This window comes from Cellulosimicrobium arenosum, assembly GCF_014837295.1.
GTDB classification, from domain to species: Bacteria; Actinomycetota; Actinomycetes; order Actinomycetales; family Cellulomonadaceae; genus Cellulosimicrobium; species Cellulosimicrobium arenosum.
Genome location: NZ_JACYHB010000005.1, coordinates 145740 through 162739, shown reverse-complemented (window position 1 = coordinate 162739; position 17000 = coordinate 145740). Strand labels below are relative to the sequence as shown.

Sequence of the window (17000 nt, the reverse complement as noted above, 5' to 3'; positions counted from 1 at the left end):
GGCGTCGGTGACGGGCGGATGCGACGTGCGGCCCGTCGGGCCGGTAACCTGTGGGTTCTGGTTCCTACGAGCACGAACGAGGTCCACGTGCCCACCGGCAAGGTCAAGTGGTTCGACGCCGAACGCGGTTTCGGCTTCATCGCGAACGACGACGGCGGAGAGGTCTTCCTCCACGCGTCGTCGCTGCCCGCCGACGCGCCCGCACCCAAGCCGGGTGCCCGCGTCGACTTCGGCGTCGCCGACGGCCGGCGCGGCCCGCAGGCGCTCGCCGTCACGCTCCTCGACCCGGCCCCGTCGGTCGTGCGCGCCAAGCGCCGCTCCGCCGACGAGATGGCCGTCATCGTCGAGGACCTCATCAAGGAGCTCGACGACGTGGGCAACGGCCTGCGGCGCGGGCGCTACCCGGAGAAGGCCAGGGCGACGAAGGTCGCCCTGGTCCTGCGCGCCGTCGCGGACGAGATCGAGGTCTGAGCATGCCCACCGTCGCCGCCACCGACCGCGCTCGCGGCGTGTCCGCCCGAGCCGCCCGCGACGCCGTCCTGACGAAGGCGGTCGACCTCGCTCGTGCGGCCGCCGAGGAGGTCGCCGAGAACCCGCAGGACGTGGGCGAGCACCTGGGCACCGTCGCGGAGGCGGACCGCCTCATCTCGCACCGGTTCGCGTGCACGATGCGCGGCTACCGCGACTGGCACTGGACCGTGACCGTGGCACGCGTGCCGCGCGGCCGCACCGCGACGGTGTGCGAGGTCGAGCTGCTGCCCGGCGAGGGCGCGCTGCTCGCCCCGCAGTGGCTCCCGTGGTCCGACCGGCTGCGGCCGGGCGACGTCGGGCCCGGCGACGTCCTGCCGTTCCGGTCCGACGACCCGCGCCTCGAGCCCGGCTACGTGCCGACCGGTGACGAGGAGCAGGACGCGGTCGCGATCGACGAGCTCGCGCTCGCGCGTACCCGGGTGCTGTCGCCGCAGGGCCGCGACGAGGCGGCGGAGCGCTGGTACCGCGGCTCCCACGGCCCGACGGCGCGCGGCGCGGTCGCGGCCGACTCGGAGTGCAGCTCGTGCGGCTTCCTCGTCCCGTTGCAGGGAGCCCTCGGCCAGGTCTTCGGCGTCTGCACGAACGAGTGGTCGCCCGACGACGGCAAGGTCGTGAGCCTCGACCACGGGTGCGGCGCGCACTCCGAGACCGATGTCGCGGCCGCGCGCACCGACTGGCCCGAACCCGATCCGCTGGTCGACGACCTCCACCTCGAGATCGTCTCGATGCTGCAGGACGCGGCGCGCGACACCACGACCGACCCCGCCGCCGAGCCCGAGGCGTGACGCACGACGTCTTCGGGACGGCGGCGTTGCGGCGCTCGGCCCTGGAGGCGTGGAGCTCGTCGCCGACCCGGCTGCGCGAGGACTCCAACACCGAGGAGGACCACGCGCACGGTTCCTACCGTGACCGGGTGGTCGTCGAGATCGCGCAGAACGCGGCCGACGCGGCACTGCGGGCGGGCGGCCCGGGACGCCTGCGCCTGAGCCTCGACGCGCCCTCGGCGCCCGATCGGCCCTGGGTGCTGCGCGCGGCCAACACCGGCGCACCGCTGGACGCGGCCGGCGTCGCCTCGCTCGCGGCCATGCGCGCCTCCGCGTCGTCCCGCCCTCTCGACGGCGCGCGCCCCGGTGGCGACGACGAGCCCGGGGGCGCCGTGGGCGACGGCGCCGTGGGCAGGTTCGGCACCGGGTTCGCGGCGCTGCGCTCGGTGGCGGACGTGATCCGTATCGGGGCGCGAGAGCGTGCCGTCGAGATGTCGCTCGAACGCACGCGCGCCGAGCTCGCGACGATCACCGCGGACCGGCCCGGTCTCGCGCGCACGGTCGCCTCGCGCGGTGACCGGCTGCCGGTGCTGCGCCTGCCCTTCCCGGCGTCGGTCCGCGTCCCCGTCCCCGAGGCCCCTGCCGGCGGCGGGGCCGGCTGGGCCACGGTCGTCGAGCTCGAGCTGCGCGACGACGTGGCGCTCGCGGCCGTGCGGGCCCAGCTCGCCGGCGTCGACGACGTGCTCCTGCTCGCGCTGCCCGGCCTGCAGGAGATCACGGTCGTCGACGGCGACGAGCGTCGGCTCGCCGACGTCGAGGAGCGCTGGGTCGTGGTCCGCGCGGCCGGCGAGGTGCCTGCGGGGACCCGCGCGAGCCTGCCGGTCGAGGACCGCCGTCGCGACCGGTGGTCCGTCGCGTGGGCGACGCCTCGCGACGGTTCCCGCCCGCCCGCCGCCGGCGTGCTGCACGCCCCGACGCCCACCGACGAGCCGCTCACGTTCCCCGCGCTCCTCCTCGCGTCCTTCCCGCTCGACCCGTCACGGCGACACGTGCCGCCCGGCCCGACGACCGATCTGGTCGCGCGCGAGGCGGGACGTGCGTACGCGCGGCTGGTCGCTGCCCGTGCGCCCGCGCTCGGGCCGCGCACGCTCGGACTCGTACCGACCGGCCTGCCCGCCGGCGTGGTCGACGCGGCGGTCCGCGACGCGGCGCTGTCCGCGCTCTCGCGCACCGCGATCGTCCCGCTCGTCGACGGACCCGGTGCGCTCGTGCCGCCTCCCGAGAGCGACGGCGGGCTCCACGACACGGACGAGGCCCTCGGTCCCGGGTCCCCGGGCCGGGGGACGACCGGGCTCGTCACGCCGCAGCAGGCGTGCGTGGTGCCCGGGCCGGTGGGGGCCGACCCGGCGGTACGGCGCACGCTCGGCGTCGCGGACCTCGTGGACGTGCCCGCCGACCTGCTCTCCGTGGCGCGCTCGCTGGGCGTCGAGGTCCTCGACCTGGCCGACGTCGTCGAGCAGCTCCCGGGCGCAGGGACGGACACGGGCGTCGCCCGCCTCCTGGAGCTGTACGGGGCGCTCGCGCCGCACGTGCACGACGCCGACGTGCGCGACGCGCTGGGCGCCCTGCCCGTGCTGCTCGTCGACGGGCGCACCGTCCGGGGTCCACGTGGCCTGGTCGTCCTCGCGGACCCGGGCGACGACGACCGGGCGGTCGCCGCGGCCCGGAGGCTCGCGGACCTGGGGCTGCGCGTCGTCGACCCGCGGGCGGCGCACCCCGTGCTGGAGCGGCTCGGTGCCCGCCCGGTGGCGCTGCGCGGGCTCGTGGGCGAGCCCGCCCTGCGGGAGCGGGCCCTCGCCGCCGCGCGCGCCGCGGACGACGGCGAGCAGCCGGACACCGACGCCCTGGTCGGGTTCGTGTCCGACGTCGTCGCCGGCGAGGACGCGCAGGGTGACCTGCGACTTCCGTTCTGGTGGGGAGAGATCCCGCTGCGGACGACGGGCGGCGACCTCGTCGCGGCGCGCGGGTGCGTGCTGGCCGGTACGTGGGCGGACGAGGTGCTGGACGGGCTGGACGTCGTCGCACCCGAGGTCGTGGACCGCTGGGGCGTCGCGACGCTGCGCGCGCTCGGGGTCGTGACCGAGCCGGTCGTGCACGTGGTGCGCGACGTCGTCACCCCGCTGACGGGAGTCGACGAGGACCTGGACCCCCACGCCGCGGAGGGCTGGCTCTCCGACTGGGCGGGCTACCTGGAGCACCTCGCGGACGTGCTGGGCCCCGGCGTGCACGTCGGTGACGTGCCGGCGGTCGCGGACCTCGACGCGGTGCACGACGACGCGTGGCCGGCCGCGCTCGAGCGCATCGCCGGCCGGCCGGACCTCCGCTCGGCGTTGCTCGACCCCGTGCGGGCGGAGGGCCGGGGCATCGTCGCGACGTCGTACACCTCGTGGTGGTTGCGGACCGAGCTCGGCGCACCGTTCGCCCTCGGTCAGGTGCCCTGGCTCCCGGCGGCGCCGCGTGCCGTGGCCGACGCCCGGGGCGTCGACGACCGGGTGCTCGCTGCGGTCGGCGGGGTCGCGAGCCTGGGGGGCGTCGCGCCGGGCGCCTGGCCGGGCGTGCTCGACGCCGTCGCGGACGTGGGCGCTCCGGTCGGCGCCGAGGACGCCCTGGAGCTGTGGCACGCGCTCGTGACGCTCGCCGCCGCGGGGGAGGTGCTCGACCCGCCGCCCGACCGGTTGCCCGCTCTGACCGAGAACGGCGTCCGTGTCGTCGCGGCGCAGGACGCGGTCGTCGCGCCCGACCCGATGTGGACCCCCCTGCGCCCGGTGGTCCCTGCTCCAGCCGCCCTGCTGGACGACGTCGCCGACCTCCTCGACCTGGACGTGGTGCCCGCTGACGCGCCCGCCCCGGAGAGCGTCGGTGAGGCGATCCCGGTGCCGGACGCCGCGGGGCGGGTCGTCGGACCGGTCGCTGCCGTGTGGTTCCGCCACGAGGCACTGCGCGTCGACGGTGTGCGTGTGCCGTGGTGGGTCGAGCGGTCGGGCGCGGACGCGCGCGTGCACGCCACGGACCAGGACGGTCTGGCGGAGGCGCTGGCCGCGGCGGCGGGACGCTACGGACGCCGGCACCTGGTCGCCGCCGTGCTGCGCAGTCCGGACGACGCCGAGACGCTGCTCGCGGCGACCGCGTGGGAGGTTCAGCCCCGGCCGGTCTCCGAGGGCTCCCCGGGCTCACCGGGCACGGGGGCGAGGTAGTCGTCACGGTGCGTGCGCTCCCAGAGGAGGCCGACGCCGCCGAGCACGATCCCGACCGCGCACGTCGCGACCCCCCGCGAGGTGGTCATGCCGGTGGCGAGCAGGACCGCGGCCACGACGAGGCCGGACACCCAGGCCGCGATGCCCCCGAGGATCACGCGCCGGAGGTCGACGCGCAGCGGCGGGGCCGCCCGACGACGTTCGGGGTGCAGCAGGAGCGAGACGATCGAGGCCACCCCGGCATCGTAGCGCCGGTGTTTTCACCCGGTGGTCGCGTCATGTCGAGGACCCTGCCCCGTCTCTGATGGTGTGCAGTGTTCCGAGAGGGCACTTCAGGCAATCAGACGTCAAAAGATGGACATCCGTCCAGGTGTTTTGTCGACATCGCTCCGTTACCGCGGAAAGCGTTGGCAGCACAAGGGTTTCTGTCCCCAGGGCGACGTGCTGGTGAAGGTTTCATCTCACCCGGGTGAAACCCTCGGAATCCCCGTTCCGGCGAGGACGGCAACCCTAGGATGAGTGGCCATGCAGGGAATGGATCAAGACGAGCAGCCGGTCGGAGGTGGACGCGTGTCCCACACTGTCGTGCAGGACGTGAGGCCCCGCCGCCGGAGCGGGTGGCCCATGTCGCCCGCGGCGCGGGTGCGTGCGGCACGCGAGGCGTTCGCGGCACAGGGTTGGGACGTCGCGTACCGGCGTGGCCTGGTGGTCACCGACACCGCCGCCGTGGCCGTCGCCGTGACCGTGGCCTACTTCTTGCGGTGGGAGCCGTACGCGACCGAGCCGGTCCGGTCGAACCTCGCCGTCCCGTACACGGTGCTGAGCCTGCTCGTCGGGGGCGCCTGGCTGCTGTCTCTCGCCGCGACCCGGACCCGCGACGCACGGGTCATGGGCAGCGGCCCGACCGAGTACCACCGCGTGTTCGACGCCACCTGGCGGCTGTTCGCGCTGCTCGCGGTCCTGGCGTTCCTCCTGCGGTTCCCGGAGGCGCGCGGCTATCTCGCGTTCGCGTTCCCCGTGGGGCTCGCCGGTCTGCTCGTGAGCAGGTACACCTGGCGCCAGTGGTTGCACCGTGAGCGCGGCCGCGGGCGTGCCCGCTCCGCCGTCCTGGCGATCGGGCACCGCGAGCAGGCCGAGCGTCTCATCCGGGACCTCAACGACCGCCAGGAGTCCGGGTACCGCGTCGTCGGTGTCTGCGTCTCCAGCGGTGCCGTGGACGCCGGGGAGGAGATCCGCGGGGTCCCCGTGCTCGGCGAGCTGCGCCATGCCGGCGACGTCGCCGCGCGCGTCGGCGCCGACATCGTCGCGGTGTCCGGGTCCGACGCGATCACGGCCGACGTCGTGCGCCGCCTCGGGTGGGAGCTCGAGCCGTCCGGCGTCGACCTCATGCTCACGGCCGAGCTCGCCGACGTGGCAGGGCCGCGCATCACCATCACGCCGGCCGAGAGCGTCGCGCTGCTCCACGTCGACGCGCCGCGGTTCACCGGGCCCAAGTTCGCCGTGAAGACGGCCACGGACTGGATCGGTGCCGCGCTGCTCACGTTCGTCCTCCTGCCGGTGCTCGTGGGGGTCGCGCTCGCGGTCCGTCTCACCAGCCGCGGTCCCGTCCTCTTCCGCCAGGAGCGGGTGGGCCGCAACGGGCGCGTCTTCCCGATGTACAAGTTCCGTTCCATGCGAGTCGGCGCCGACCGCGAGGTAGACGTGCTGGGAGAACGGAACGACGGCTCCGGGCTGCTGTTCAAGGTCCGCGAGGACCCTCGCGTCACGCGTGTCGGACGGGTCCTGCGGCGCTACTCGCTCGACGAGCTGCCGCAGCTGTTCAACGTGCTCCGCGGCCACATGAGCCTGGTCGGGCCGCGCCCGCCGCTGCCCAGCGAGGTCAGCCGCTACGAGTCGAACGTGCGGCGCCGGCTGCTGGTCAAGCCCGGTCTGACCGGTCTGTGGCAGGTGGGCGGTCGCTCCGACCTGTCCTGGGACGAGAGCGTGCGGCTCGACGTGTACTACGTCGAGAACTGGACCGTGTTCGGCGACTTCCTGATCCTCGCCCGCACCGCTCGAGCAGTCGTCGGCGGCGCCGGGGCCTACTGACCGGACCGTCGACCCGCGCGGCCGTTACACCGCGGTGACGAGCGTCTGGCAGCATTTGCCTCATGTCGAGCACACCCGTCCAGGACGCACCTCCCGAGCGTCCGCCCGCGCCCAGCGCCGTCGACCGGTTCTTCAAGGTCACCGAGCGCGGCTCCACGATCGCCACCGAGCTCCGCGGCGGCCTCGTCACCTTCTTCGCGATGGCGTACATCATCGTGCTGAACCCCCTGATCATCGGTACGGTCCCCGACGGGACGGGCGCGTTCCTCGGCGGTGGCGCCGAGCCGGACTTCGGCAAGGTGGCCGCGGCGACGGCGCTCGTCGCCGGGGTCATGACCATCGCGATGGGCGTGTTCGCCAACTTCCCGCTGGGCCTCGCCACGGGGCTGGGGCTCAACGCCGTCGTCGCCTACTCCATCGCGTCGCTCCCCGGCGTCACCTGGGCCGACGCGATGGGCCTCGTGGTCATCGAGGGCGTGATCATCCTGGTCCTGGTCCTCACCGGCTTCCGGGAGGCGGTCTTCAAGGCCGTCCCGGTGGGCCTCAAGACCGCCATCAGCGTGGGCATCGGACTCTTCATCGCCCTCATCGGCCTCGTGAACGCCGGGTTCGTCACGGCGGGCGAGGGGACGCTGCTCGCGCTCGGGAACCTCGGCACGTGGCCGATCCTCGTGTTCGTCGTCGGCCTGGTCCTGACGATCGTGCTGTGGGTCCGCAAGGTGCGCGGTGCGCTGCTCGTCGCGATCCTGACCGCGACCGCGCTCGCCGTCGTGCTGGAGAACACGCTGCACATCGGCGCCAAGGCCCCGGACGGGTCCAACCCCAACGGGTTCAACCTCAACGCCCCGACCTACACGGGTGTCGTCGACGTCCCGGACTTCGGGCTCATCGGTCAGTTCTCGCTCCTCGGCTCGTTCGAGAACATCGCCACGGTCACCGTGGTGCTCCTGATCTTCTCGCTCCTGCTCGCCGACTTCTTCGACACCATGGGCACGATGGTCGCGGTGGGTGCCGAGGCGCGTCTGCTCGACGCGGACGGCAACCCGCCGCGGACGCGCGCGATCCTCGTCGTCGACTCGATCGCGGCCGCGGCCGGCGGGGCGGGCTCCGTGTCCTCCAACACGAGCTTCGTCGAGTCGACGACCGGCGTGGGGGAGGGGGCCCGGACCGGCCTGGCCTCGGTCGTCACCGGTGTGGCGTTCCTGCTCGCGACGTTCCTCTCGCCGCTCGTCGCGCTGGTCCCCTACGAGGCAGCGGCGCCGGCCCTCGTCTTCGTCGGGTTCCTCATGATGACCCAGGTCGCGGGCATCTCGTGGAAGGACGTGGAGATCTCGATCCCGGCGTTCCTCACGATCGTCGTCATGCCCTTCACCTACTCGATCGCCGACGGCATCGGCGTCGGCTTCCTCGCGTTCGTGCTCATCAAGCTCGCGCTCGGCAAGGTGCGGGCGATCCACCCGCTCATGTGGGTCGCGTCCGTGATGTTCGTCGTCTATTTCCTTCTCGGACCGATCCAGGACGCCCTCGGCGTCTAGGGTGCGCCGGATGCCGAACACCGCAGAGGACGCCCCCGGAGCCGGGACCGCACCGTTCTCGCTCCTGCACAACACGATCCAGCGGTACGACTGGGGTTCGCGCGCCGCGATCCAGGAGCTGCTCGGTCTCGATGCCGACGGTCGCCCGGCGGCCGAGCTGTGGATGGGTGCGCACCCGCTCGCGCCGTCCCGGGTGTGCGCGCCGGGCGAGGCCGCAGGGTCGGGCCGCCCTCAGGACGGTGCGCGGGGCACGACGCTCGTGGACCTGATCCGCGCGGACCCCCTCGCGGTGCTGGGGCGGCGCGTGCTCGACGAGTACGGTCCGCGCCTGCCGTACCTCTTCAAGGTCCTCGCGGCCGAGCGCGCGCTGTCGCTGCAGGTCCACCCGCACCCCCACCGGGCGCGGGCCGGCTTCAACCGGGAGAACCGCTCGGGCGTGCCCCGCGACTCGCCGGCGCGCAGCTTCCACGACGACCAGCACAAGCCCGAGATGGTGGTCGCCCTGACGCCCTTCGAAGGCCTCTCGGGGTTCCGCCGCCCGGTGCGGCTCCTGCGTCTGCTCGAGGGGCTCGACGGCGACCTCGCGGCGAGGATGCGTGCGGCGGTCGCGGCCCGGCCCACGGAGGCCGGCCTGCGCGAGGCGTTCGCGCTCGCGCTCCACGCACGGACGTCGCCCGACGTCGCCGCCGACCTCGCGCGGTCCGTCGCGTCCGTGCGGGCGCGGCACGAGGCCGGGCTCTCGCCCTCGGTGCGCGGGGACGTGACCGTGCTCGTGCTCGCCGAGCAGCACCCGGGCGATCCCGGCGCGCTGGTCTCGCTCATGCTCAATCGCGTGTCGCTCGCCCCGGGTGAGTCGATGTTCGTCCCGTCCGGTCACGTGCACGCCTACCTGTCGGGGTGCGCGGTCGAGGTCATGGCGAGCTCGGACAACGTGCTGCGCGCCGGACTCACGAGCAAGCTCGTGGACGTGGACGCCCTGCTCGAGTGCGCGACGTGCGCACCCGGCCCGGCCGCGCGCCCGCGCGTGGTGACGGACGCCGCGTCGGGGACGGTCACCTACCGCCCGCCCGTGGCGGAGTTCGCGCTGCAGACGTCGGTCGTGGGCGCGGGCGAGACCGTCACGCTGCCCGACGCCGGCCCGCGCCTCGTGCTGTGCCTCGAGGGCGAGCCGGTGCTGGCCGCGGCCGCACCGTCGGCGGGCCAGGCGCTGCAGCCGATGCGGCGCGGCGGGTCCGTGTTCGTCCCGCACGCGGCCGGGGCGCTGACAGCGCGCGGTCCGGGCAGGCTCGTCGTCGCGTACGTGCCCTGACGCTCCGCCGCGGCCCGCCGTCCTGGTGCAGAGCCCGCGGCGTCGCGGCGGGCTGCGCGAGTGATGTCGCTCTCGCTCCATGTAGTTACGCAAGGTAATGACGTAGGCTAACGACCATGTCTGCTGCGGAGTCCGGTGCGCCCACGCGCGAGCAGTGCCGACCGGCATCGCTGGGTGGGGAGCTGCGCGTCGCCCTGACCCGTGTCTCGCGCCGCCTGCGCGCCCAGCGCGGCGAGGCCGACCTCCCCGAGGGCCAGTTCGGCGTCCTGACCGTGCTGCACAAGCACGGGGCCCTGTCCCCGAGCGCCCTCGCCGAGCACGAGCGCGTCCGGCCCCCGTCCATGACCCGGGCCGTGAACCGCCTCGTCGAGCTGGGCCTGGTGGAGAAGGCCGAGCACGCGACCGACGGTCGTCAGGTGGTCGTGCGGCTGACGGAAGCCGGGACCCGGGAGGTCGCCGAGACGCGCCGGCGCCGCGACGCCTGGCTCACGCAGCAGCTGTCCGCACTCACCGCCGACGAGAGAGAGACCTTGGCCCGCGCCAACGAGCTCCTGAGGAGGATCGCCGCTCGATGAGCAGGACGTTCGCCTCGCTCCGCTACTACAACTACCGCGTCTGGTTCGCCGCCGCCCTCGTCGCCAACGTCGGGACGTGGATGCAGCGCATCGCGCAGGACTGGCTCGTGCTGACCGTCCTGAGCGACGACTCCGGGATCGCGGTGGGCCTCGTGACGGCCCTGCAGTTCCTCCCCGTCATCGCGCTGTCTCCGTGGGCGGGGGTGCTCGCGGACAGGTTGCCCCGGCGCCGGCTCCTCATGGTCACGCAGGGGGCGATGGGCGTGCTCGCGCTGGGGCTCGGGGCGCTCGTGCTCAGCGGTGCGGTGGAGCTGTGGCACGTGTACGTCTTCGCCACGCTGCTCGGGGTCGTCACGGCGTTCGACAACCCGGTCCGCCAGACGTTCGTCGCGGAGATGGTCCCGGCCGAGAAGCTGCCCAACGCCGTCGGGCTCAACAGCGCGTCGTTCAACGCGGCGCGCCTCGTCGGCCCGGGGGTGTCGGGTCTGCTCATCGCCGCGGTCGGGCCGGGCTGGAGCTTCGTGCTCAACGGGGTGACGTTCGCCGCGACCATCGGCGCGCTCGCGCTCATGCGCACCGCCGAGCTGCAGGGGATGGCGAGCGCCGGCCGCGCGAAGGGGCAGATCCGCGAAGGTCTGCGGTACGTGCGCACCCGCACGGACGTCGTCGTCACCATGGTCGTGATGGGCGTGGTGTCCGCGTTCGGGGTCAACTTCCAGCTCACCTCCGCGATGATGGCGCGCGTCGAGTTCGGCAAGGGCGCGGGGGAGTACGGCGTCCTCGGTTCGATCCTCGCCGTCGGCTCGCTCACGGGCGCGCTCCTCGCAGCGCGGCGCGAGCGTCCGCGCGTGCGCCTCGTCATCGGGGCGGCGTTCGCGTTCTCCGTGGCGCTGGGCGTCATGGCGGTCATGCCGACGTACGAGCTCTACGCGCTCATGTGCGTCCCGGTCGGCCTGGCCTCCCTCACGATGATGACCGCCGCGAACTCGACCATCCAGGTCTCGGTCGACCCCGCGATGCGCGGGCGGGTCATGTCCCTCTACATGGTCGTCTTCCTCGGTTCGACGCCGGTCGGCGCACCGATCGTCGGCTGGATCGGCGAGGCGTGGGGTCCCCGCTGGTCGATCGGCATCGGTGCGATCACGGGCGTGCTCGTCACCGTCGCCGCGGCACTGTGGGCCTCGCGCAGCTGGAACCTCAAGGTCCGCTACCGCGTGCTGCAGCGCCCCCACCTCCAGGTGCGCTACCTGGACGCCGCGCCGGCCGTCGAGGCGCCGGCCCGAGCGAAGGCTCGGGACCGGATCGCGGTGGACGACGCCGAGCACGCGGTCCGCTCCGCCTGACGGACCGCCGCCTGACGGACCCACGCCGGACGGCGGGGACGGGCTGTGCCGGGGCGTGCCGGGCCTGGCGGGAGCGCCGCGAGGAACGTCAGGAACTCGCGAGCTGCTCGACGACGTGATCGACGCACGCGGTGAGAGCGCGGACGTCGTCGGGCTCGATCGCCGGGAACATGGCGACGCGCAGCTGGTTGCGGCCCAGCTTGCGGTAGGGGAAGACATCGAGCACACCGTGGTCACGCAGTGCCGCGACGACGGCCTTCGCGTCCACGGCGTCGTCCAGGTCGATCGTCCCGACGACGGTCGAGCGATGGGCGGGGTCCGAGACGAACGGTGTCGCCCACGGTCGCGACCCGGCCCAGCCGTACAGGTGGGTGGCCGACTCGCCCGACCGTGCGGCGGCCCAGCCGAGCCCACCGTTGCCGAGGATCCACTCGACCTGCTCCGCGAGCATGACGAGCGTCGCGATCGCGGGGGTGTTGAGCGTCTGGTCCTGGCGCGAGCTCGCCGCGGCCGTCCGCAGGGACAGGGACTCCGGCACCCAGCGCGTCCCGCTGGACTCGACCTGCTCGGCGCGCGCGAGGGCGTCGGGTGAGCAGAGCGCGAGCCACAGGCCGCCGTCGGACCCGAACACCTTCTGGGGCGCGAAGTAGTAGACGTCGGTCTCCGACACGTCGACCGGGAGCGCGCCTGCGCCCGACGTCGCGTCGACGAGCGTGAGCGCGCCCTGCTCGCGCGAGCCGGGGACGCGGCGGACCGGCGCCATCGCGCCGGTCGACGTCTCGTTGTGCGGCCAGGCGTAGACGTCGACGTCGGCTGCGGGCTCCGGGACCGCGATCGAGCCGGGCGCGGCCGTGATCACGTGGGACGGCTCGAGGAACGGCGCCGCGGTCGTCGCCGCCGCGAACTTCGAGCCGAACTCGCCGAACGCGGCGTGCTGGGCACGCTCGCGCACGAGGCACGCCGTCGCGACGTCCCAGAACGACGTCGACCCGCCGTTGCCGAGGACCACCTCGTAGCCGTCCGGGAGCGCGAAGAGCTCTGCCATCCCCTCGCGCACGCGCCGCACGAGCGAGCGGACCGGCGCCTGCCGGTGCGACGTCCCGAGCACGTGCGGGCCGGCCGCCACCAGGGCGTCGACCTGGGCGGCGCGGACCTTGCTCGGGCCGGACCCGAAGCGTCCGTCCGCGGGGAGGAGGCCTGCCGGGATCGTGATCCCGGACGAGGGAACGCGCGCGTGCGGTGCGGGCGGGGGTGCGGGCAAGGTCGGCTCGGGCACGACGTCACGATACGCGCGCGGGCGACGTCACGTCCTCCGTGACCGCTCCACGGGTCGGCGGCCCGCCCGCGGTGGATGAATTAGGTGCTCTGACCTGCATGGACACGATTGCGCGACCCGCGTCGTGATCCGAACGTGACTTTTGGAGACGCGTCCTGTAGGTTCATCGTGCTCCACCGGAAAACCCATCCGACGGAGCCCTTGAGCGGACGCCGAACCCTGTCACCGCGCGAGGTTCACGACGACCCGACGACAGGGGCGGGGGACCCACTTCCGGGCGCTGGCAACAGCGTCCTCGGGGTGAAGCCCGGCGAACCTCGGTTCGCAGGGCCGGGTGATTTCTCCCACCCGAACCCGACAGCTGACTTCGTAGGCGTACAGGAGAGGCAACTGTGACTGTGAGCTCGACTCGCGCCCGCCACCGCGCGGCGCGGCGTCCCTTGACGCCACTCAATTCCTTCGCGCAGGTCGCGTCCGACCAGATGTCGACCGTGGGCCGCCGTACCGCGGTCGTCGCGGCGTCGTCGGGTCTGATCGTCTCGATGATCGGTGCTGCGGCCCCCGCGACCGCCGCCCCCGTGGACAGCGAATCCGGCAAGCTCAACGCCGTCGATCTCAGCGCCCTGACCGCACAGGCACACCAGGCGCTCGAGGCCGCCCCCGCGGTGGTCGTCGACGCGGACGCGTCGTTCGCGGTCGAGAAGGCCACCGTCTCGGTGACGCCTGCGCCCGAGCCGGAGCCTGAGCCGGAGCCCGTCCGCGTGGAGAGCACGAGCCGCTCGCAGGAGCGCACCGCCACCACGGAGCAGGCCGCGGCGACCACTCAGCAGGCCGAGGCGCCCGCCGAGGAGCAGTCCGTCTCCGTCCCGGACTCGGCCAAGGGCAGCACGATCATCTCGATCGCGAGCCGGTACGTCGGCGTCCCGTACGTCTACGGCGGCACGACCCCCAACGGGTTCGACTGCTCCGGCTTCACCAGCTACGTCTACGCCCAGGCAGGCATCAGCCTTCCCCGCACCTCCGGTGCACAGGGCTCCGTCGGCACCAAGATCCCGCGCTCGCAGGCTCAGCCCGGCGACCTGATCTGGACTCCCGGCCACATCGCGATCTACGCCGGTGGCAACTCGCAGATCGACGCCCCGCGCCCCGGCAAGACCATCCAGTTCCGCCAGATCTGGCAGTCGAACCCCACGTTCATCCGCGTCGCCTGACCGCTCGGCACGCACGCTGAACCACCCGGACCCCGTCCTCCGCGAGATCCTCGCGTGAGGGCGGGGTCTGTGGCATTCTTGACTCGTTCGTTACCCGCTCTGGGAATGCCGACGAGATGGAGTCGCCGATGACCCGAACCGACAGCGTCCTCGTCGGTGTCGACGGTTCCGCACCCAGCCTGCACGCCGTCGACTGGGCCGCCGCGTACGCGCTGCGCCTGGGTCGGTCGCTGCACGTCGTGTGCACCTACTCGCTCCCGTCGTTCACCGCGTCGTCGCTCGACGGGGGCTACGCCGCGCTCGACGACACGGCGATCCAGGAGGGCGCACGCGCAGTCCTCGAGGAGGCGCAGGCACGCGCCCAGGCGACCGGCGTCCCGACCACCGCGACCGTGACGACCGGAGACGCTGCCGGGATGCTCGTGGAGATGTCCGGCGAGCACTCCATGGTCGTCGTCGGGACCCGCGGCCGCGGCGGCTTCACGGAACGACTGCTCGGCACCGTCTCCTCGGCTCTGCCTGCCCATGCACACTGCCCGACCGTCGTGGTGCCGTTCCGGCAGCCCGACGGTGGCGAAGCGCAGGACGAGCTCCCCCCGGTCAAACCCGTCCGGCGGATCGTCGTCGGTGTGGACGGGTCACCCTCTGCCGAGATCGCGCTGCGCCACGCCGTGCGCCAGGCGCGCGCGTGGGACGCCGAGCTCGTCGCGGTCGCCGGAGTCCCGCTCGGGAGCGGTGCCGGGCTGCTCGCGTGGCTCCCCGCCTCGATCGACCACGAGCAGATCCTCGCGGACATGACCGAGGGCCTGAACGTCATCGTCGACCGCTACGAGGCCGACAGCGGGCTGACGATCAAGCGGGTCGTGCTCGACGGCTCCGGAGCGGAGCTGCTGACCGAGTTCTCCGCGGCGACCGATCTCATCGTCGTCGGTTCGCGCGGGCGCGGCGGGTTCCGCGGCCTGCTGCTCGGCTCGACGAGCCAGGCGGTGCTGCACCACTCGCAGTGCCCGGTGATGGTCGTGACGAAGAAGTGCGACGACGAGGCGAGCGAGGACTGAGTCCCGCCCCGTGGGCCGTGGCCCCGGGGTGGCGCCAGCGGCCGGGCGTCAGCTGCGGTTGCGGTAGAGGCGCATGGTGATCGGGGCGAGCGCGGCGGTGAGGACCACCGATGCGACGAGGACCCACGTCACGGCGGTGAGGTCGGGCTCACCGGCCATGAGGCCGCGGACCGCGGTCACCAGGTGCGAGACGGGGTTGACGTCGACGAAGCCCTGCAGCACGGCCGGCATCGTGGACGGGTCCACGAAGATGTTGGACGCGAACGTCAGCGGCATCAGGACCATCATCGACGTGCCCATGACGGCGTTCGGGGACCGCATGAGCAGGCCGAGGATCGTGAAGACCCAGCTCAGCGCGAACGCGAAGACCAGGAGCATGAGCACGCCGAGCACGACGCCGACCACCCCGCCCGACGGGCGGAACCCGAGCACGAGCCCGAGGGTGAGCGTGACGATCGACGCGATCGTGTAGCGCACGGTGTCCCCGAGCAGGGCGCCCACGATCGGCGCGGGCCGCCACACCGGGAGGGAGCGGAACCGGTCGAAGACACCCTTGGTGATGTCGTTGTTCATCGTGTAGCCGGTGTAGATCGTCGTGAACAGCACCGCCTGGACGAGGATGCCCGGCAGCAGGAACTGCAGGTACGTCGTCACGTCGCCGGCCAGCGCGCCGCCGAACAGGTACGTGAACATGAGCGTGAAGATGATCGGCGACACCGTGACGTCGAACAGCTGCTCCGGCACGTGCTTGATCTTCAGCAGCGCGCGCCACGTGTAGGTCAGGGTCGCGGACACGGGAGACGGCCGGCCCGGTCGGTGCTCGAGCGCGACGGCCTCGCGCAGCGCGCTCGCCTCGGGTGCCCGCAGCTCTGCTGCCGTGGTCTGCTCGGTCGCCATCAGGCCACCTCCTCGATCGTCTCGTCGTCGCTCGCGCCGGGATCCTCGTCGAGCGGCTGCCCGGTCAGGGCGAGGAACACCTCGTCGAGGCTGGGCTGGCCGAGCGAGAACTCGGGCACGGCGATGCCTTCGTCGTCCAGCGCGGGCAGCAGGCGTGCGACGGCGGGACCGCCGTCGTCGGGCACGCGTGCCGAGAACGCGTACGGGTCGTTGGCGAGGGAGACCTCGGCACCCAGGACGGTGGCGACGAGCTCGGCCGCTCGGGCCCGCTGGGCCGAGTCGGCGAGCCGCAGATGGACCGCGCCCTGCCCCACGGACCGCTTGAGCTCGGTCGCGGTGCCCTCGGCGATGACGCGGCCGTGGTCGATCACCGCGATCTTGTCCGCGAGCTGGTCCGCCTCCTCGAGGTACTGCGTCGTGAGGAGGACCGTCGCGCCGTCGGCGACGAGGACCCGGATGATGTCCCACACCTGGTTGCGGCTGCGTGGGTCCAGCCCCGTCGTCGGCTCGTCGAGGAACAGCACGCGGGGGCTCATCACGAGGCTCGCGGCGAGGTCGATGCGGCGGCGCATGCCGCCGGAGTACGTCTTGACCTGGCGGTCGCCGGCGTCCCCGAGCCCGAACGCGTCGAGGAGCTCGGTGGAGCGTGCGCGTGCGCTCCCGCCCAGGAAGCCGTAGAGACGGGCGAGCATGACGAGGTTCTCCGTACCCGTGAGGTCCTCGTCGACGGACGCGTACTGCCCCGTGAGCCCGACGACGGACCGCACCTTGTCGGCGTCGCGCACCACGTCGTGCCCGAGGACCGTGGCCGTGCCTGCGTCGGGTCGAAGGAGGGTGGCGAGCATGCGGACGGCCGTCGTCTTGCCGGCGCCGTTGGGGCCGAGGACCCCGAGCACGGTGCCCTCGGGGACGGTCAGGTCGATGCCGTCGACCGCCTTCGTCACCGACTTGCCGCTCGTGAAGTGCTTGACGAGGCCACGTGCCTCGATCGCGAGGTCGTCCGTCGACGACGGGCTCATGTCCACTCCTCAGGTCGCGGGTCCGGCGGCGCCCGCTGGCGCCCACCACCGTTCCGACGCGCACCGCCGGGCGAACTCATCGGTGGTGGACACCATCGTGCCCGGAGCGGGCTGCCGGCGACCAGTGATATTCGTCAGCA

14 protein-coding genes and 1 riboswitch are annotated in these 17000 nt (G+C 73.4%); of the genes, 10 read left to right on the top strand and 4 right to left on the bottom strand.

All coding sequences use genetic code 11. From position 1 onward, the window contains the following. The first annotated feature begins 87 nt into the window (after positions 1-87). The 3 genes from IF651_RS08270 to IF651_RS08260 are packed head-to-tail and all read left to right on the top strand — an operon-like array spanning position 88 to position 4549. Positions 88-471 carry a cold-shock protein gene (locus IF651_RS08270; protein WP_338403848.1) on the top strand — a complete coding sequence of 128 codons (384 nt, stop codon included), beginning with the start codon at positions 88-90 and terminating at the stop codon, positions 469-471. A 2-nt stretch (positions 472-473) separates the two neighbouring features. Then, positions 474-1316, top strand: coding sequence for a DUF3027 domain-containing protein (locus IF651_RS08265; RefSeq protein WP_191828627.1), 843 nt, complete (start codon positions 474-476; stop codon positions 1314-1316). After that, positions 1313-4549: an ATP-binding protein gene (locus IF651_RS08260; protein ID WP_191828626.1), complete on the top strand. Its 3237-nt coding sequence runs from the start codon at positions 1313-1315 to the stop codon at positions 4547-4549. The genes IF651_RS08265 and IF651_RS08260 overlap by 4 nt, the downstream gene beginning before the upstream one ends. Here IF651_RS08260 and IF651_RS08255 read toward each other — a convergent pair. Next, the gene (locus IF651_RS08255) at positions 4492-4785 is read right to left on the bottom strand and encodes a DUF2530 domain-containing protein (RefSeq protein WP_191828625.1); all 294 of its coding nucleotides are present in this window, start codon (positions 4783-4785) and stop codon (positions 4492-4494) included. The two genes, IF651_RS08260 and IF651_RS08255, sit on opposite strands and share 58 nt — an antisense overlap. Positions 4786-5173: 388 nt before the next feature. Between IF651_RS08255 and IF651_RS08250 the strand changes: the two genes are divergently transcribed. From IF651_RS08250 to IF651_RS08230, 5 genes are all read left to right on the top strand, one after another. Beyond that, positions 5174-6637, top strand: a complete 1464-nt coding sequence (locus IF651_RS08250) for a sugar transferase (protein ID WP_191828624.1) — start codon at positions 5174-5176, stop codon at positions 6635-6637. 62 nt (positions 6638-6699) lie between these two features. After that, on the top strand, positions 6700-8172 hold the full coding sequence (locus IF651_RS08245; protein WP_191828623.1) for an NCS2 family permease: 1473 nt from the start codon (positions 6700-6702) through the stop codon (positions 8170-8172). A 10-nt stretch (positions 8173-8182) separates the two neighbouring features. Next, positions 8183-9481 (top strand): mannose-6-phosphate isomerase, class I, encoded by a 1299-nt coding sequence (manA, locus tag IF651_RS08240; protein ID WP_191828622.1) that lies wholly within the window; start codon positions 8183-8185, stop codon positions 9479-9481. 116 nt (positions 9482-9597) lie between these two features. Next, positions 9598-10056: a MarR family winged helix-turn-helix transcriptional regulator gene (locus IF651_RS08235; protein ID WP_191828621.1), complete on the top strand. Its 459-nt coding sequence runs from the start codon at positions 9598-9600 to the stop codon at positions 10054-10056. Beyond that, on the top strand, positions 10053-11399 hold the full coding sequence (locus IF651_RS08230) for an MFS transporter (RefSeq protein ID WP_191828620.1): 1347 nt from the start codon (positions 10053-10055) through the stop codon (positions 11397-11399). Before IF651_RS08235 ends, IF651_RS08230 begins: the two co-directional genes overlap by 4 nt. Before the next feature lie 88 nt (positions 11400-11487). Here IF651_RS08230 and serC read toward each other — a convergent pair whose 3' ends face one another. After that, on the bottom strand, positions 11488-12612 hold the full coding sequence (serC, locus tag IF651_RS08225) for a phosphoserine transaminase (protein ID WP_191828722.1): 1125 nt from the start codon (positions 12610-12612) through the stop codon (positions 11488-11490). Between the two features lie 263 nt (positions 12613-12875). Beyond that, a riboswitch (cyclic di-AMP (ydaO/yuaA leader) is annotated at positions 12876-13066 on the top strand. Between the two features lie 49 nt (positions 13067-13115). On the opposite strand from serC, the gene IF651_RS08220 reads away from it, so the two are divergent. Together IF651_RS08220 and IF651_RS08215 are read left to right on the top strand one after the other, a co-directional pair. Beyond that, the gene (locus IF651_RS08220) at positions 13116-13886 is read left to right on the top strand and encodes a C40 family peptidase (protein WP_241744241.1); all 771 of its coding nucleotides are present in this window, start codon (positions 13116-13118) and stop codon (positions 13884-13886) included. Between the two features lie 128 nt (positions 13887-14014). After that, positions 14015-14944 (top strand): universal stress protein, encoded by a 930-nt coding sequence (locus tag IF651_RS08215; protein WP_191828619.1) that lies wholly within the window; start codon positions 14015-14017, stop codon positions 14942-14944. 48 nt (positions 14945-14992) lie between these two features. Here IF651_RS08215 and IF651_RS08210 read toward each other — a convergent pair whose 3' ends face one another. Together IF651_RS08210 and IF651_RS08205 are read right to left on the bottom strand one after the other, a co-directional pair. Next, positions 14993-15841 carry an ABC transporter permease gene (locus IF651_RS08210; RefSeq protein WP_191828618.1) on the bottom strand — a complete coding sequence of 283 codons (849 nt, stop codon included), beginning with the start codon at positions 15839-15841 and terminating at the stop codon, positions 14993-14995. Next, the gene (locus IF651_RS08205; RefSeq protein WP_191828617.1) at positions 15841-16860 is read right to left on the bottom strand and encodes an ATP-binding cassette domain-containing protein; all 1020 of its coding nucleotides are present in this window, start codon (positions 16858-16860) and stop codon (positions 15841-15843) included. The genes IF651_RS08210 and IF651_RS08205 overlap by 1 nt, the downstream gene beginning before the upstream one ends. Positions 16861-17000 lie beyond the last annotated feature (140 nt).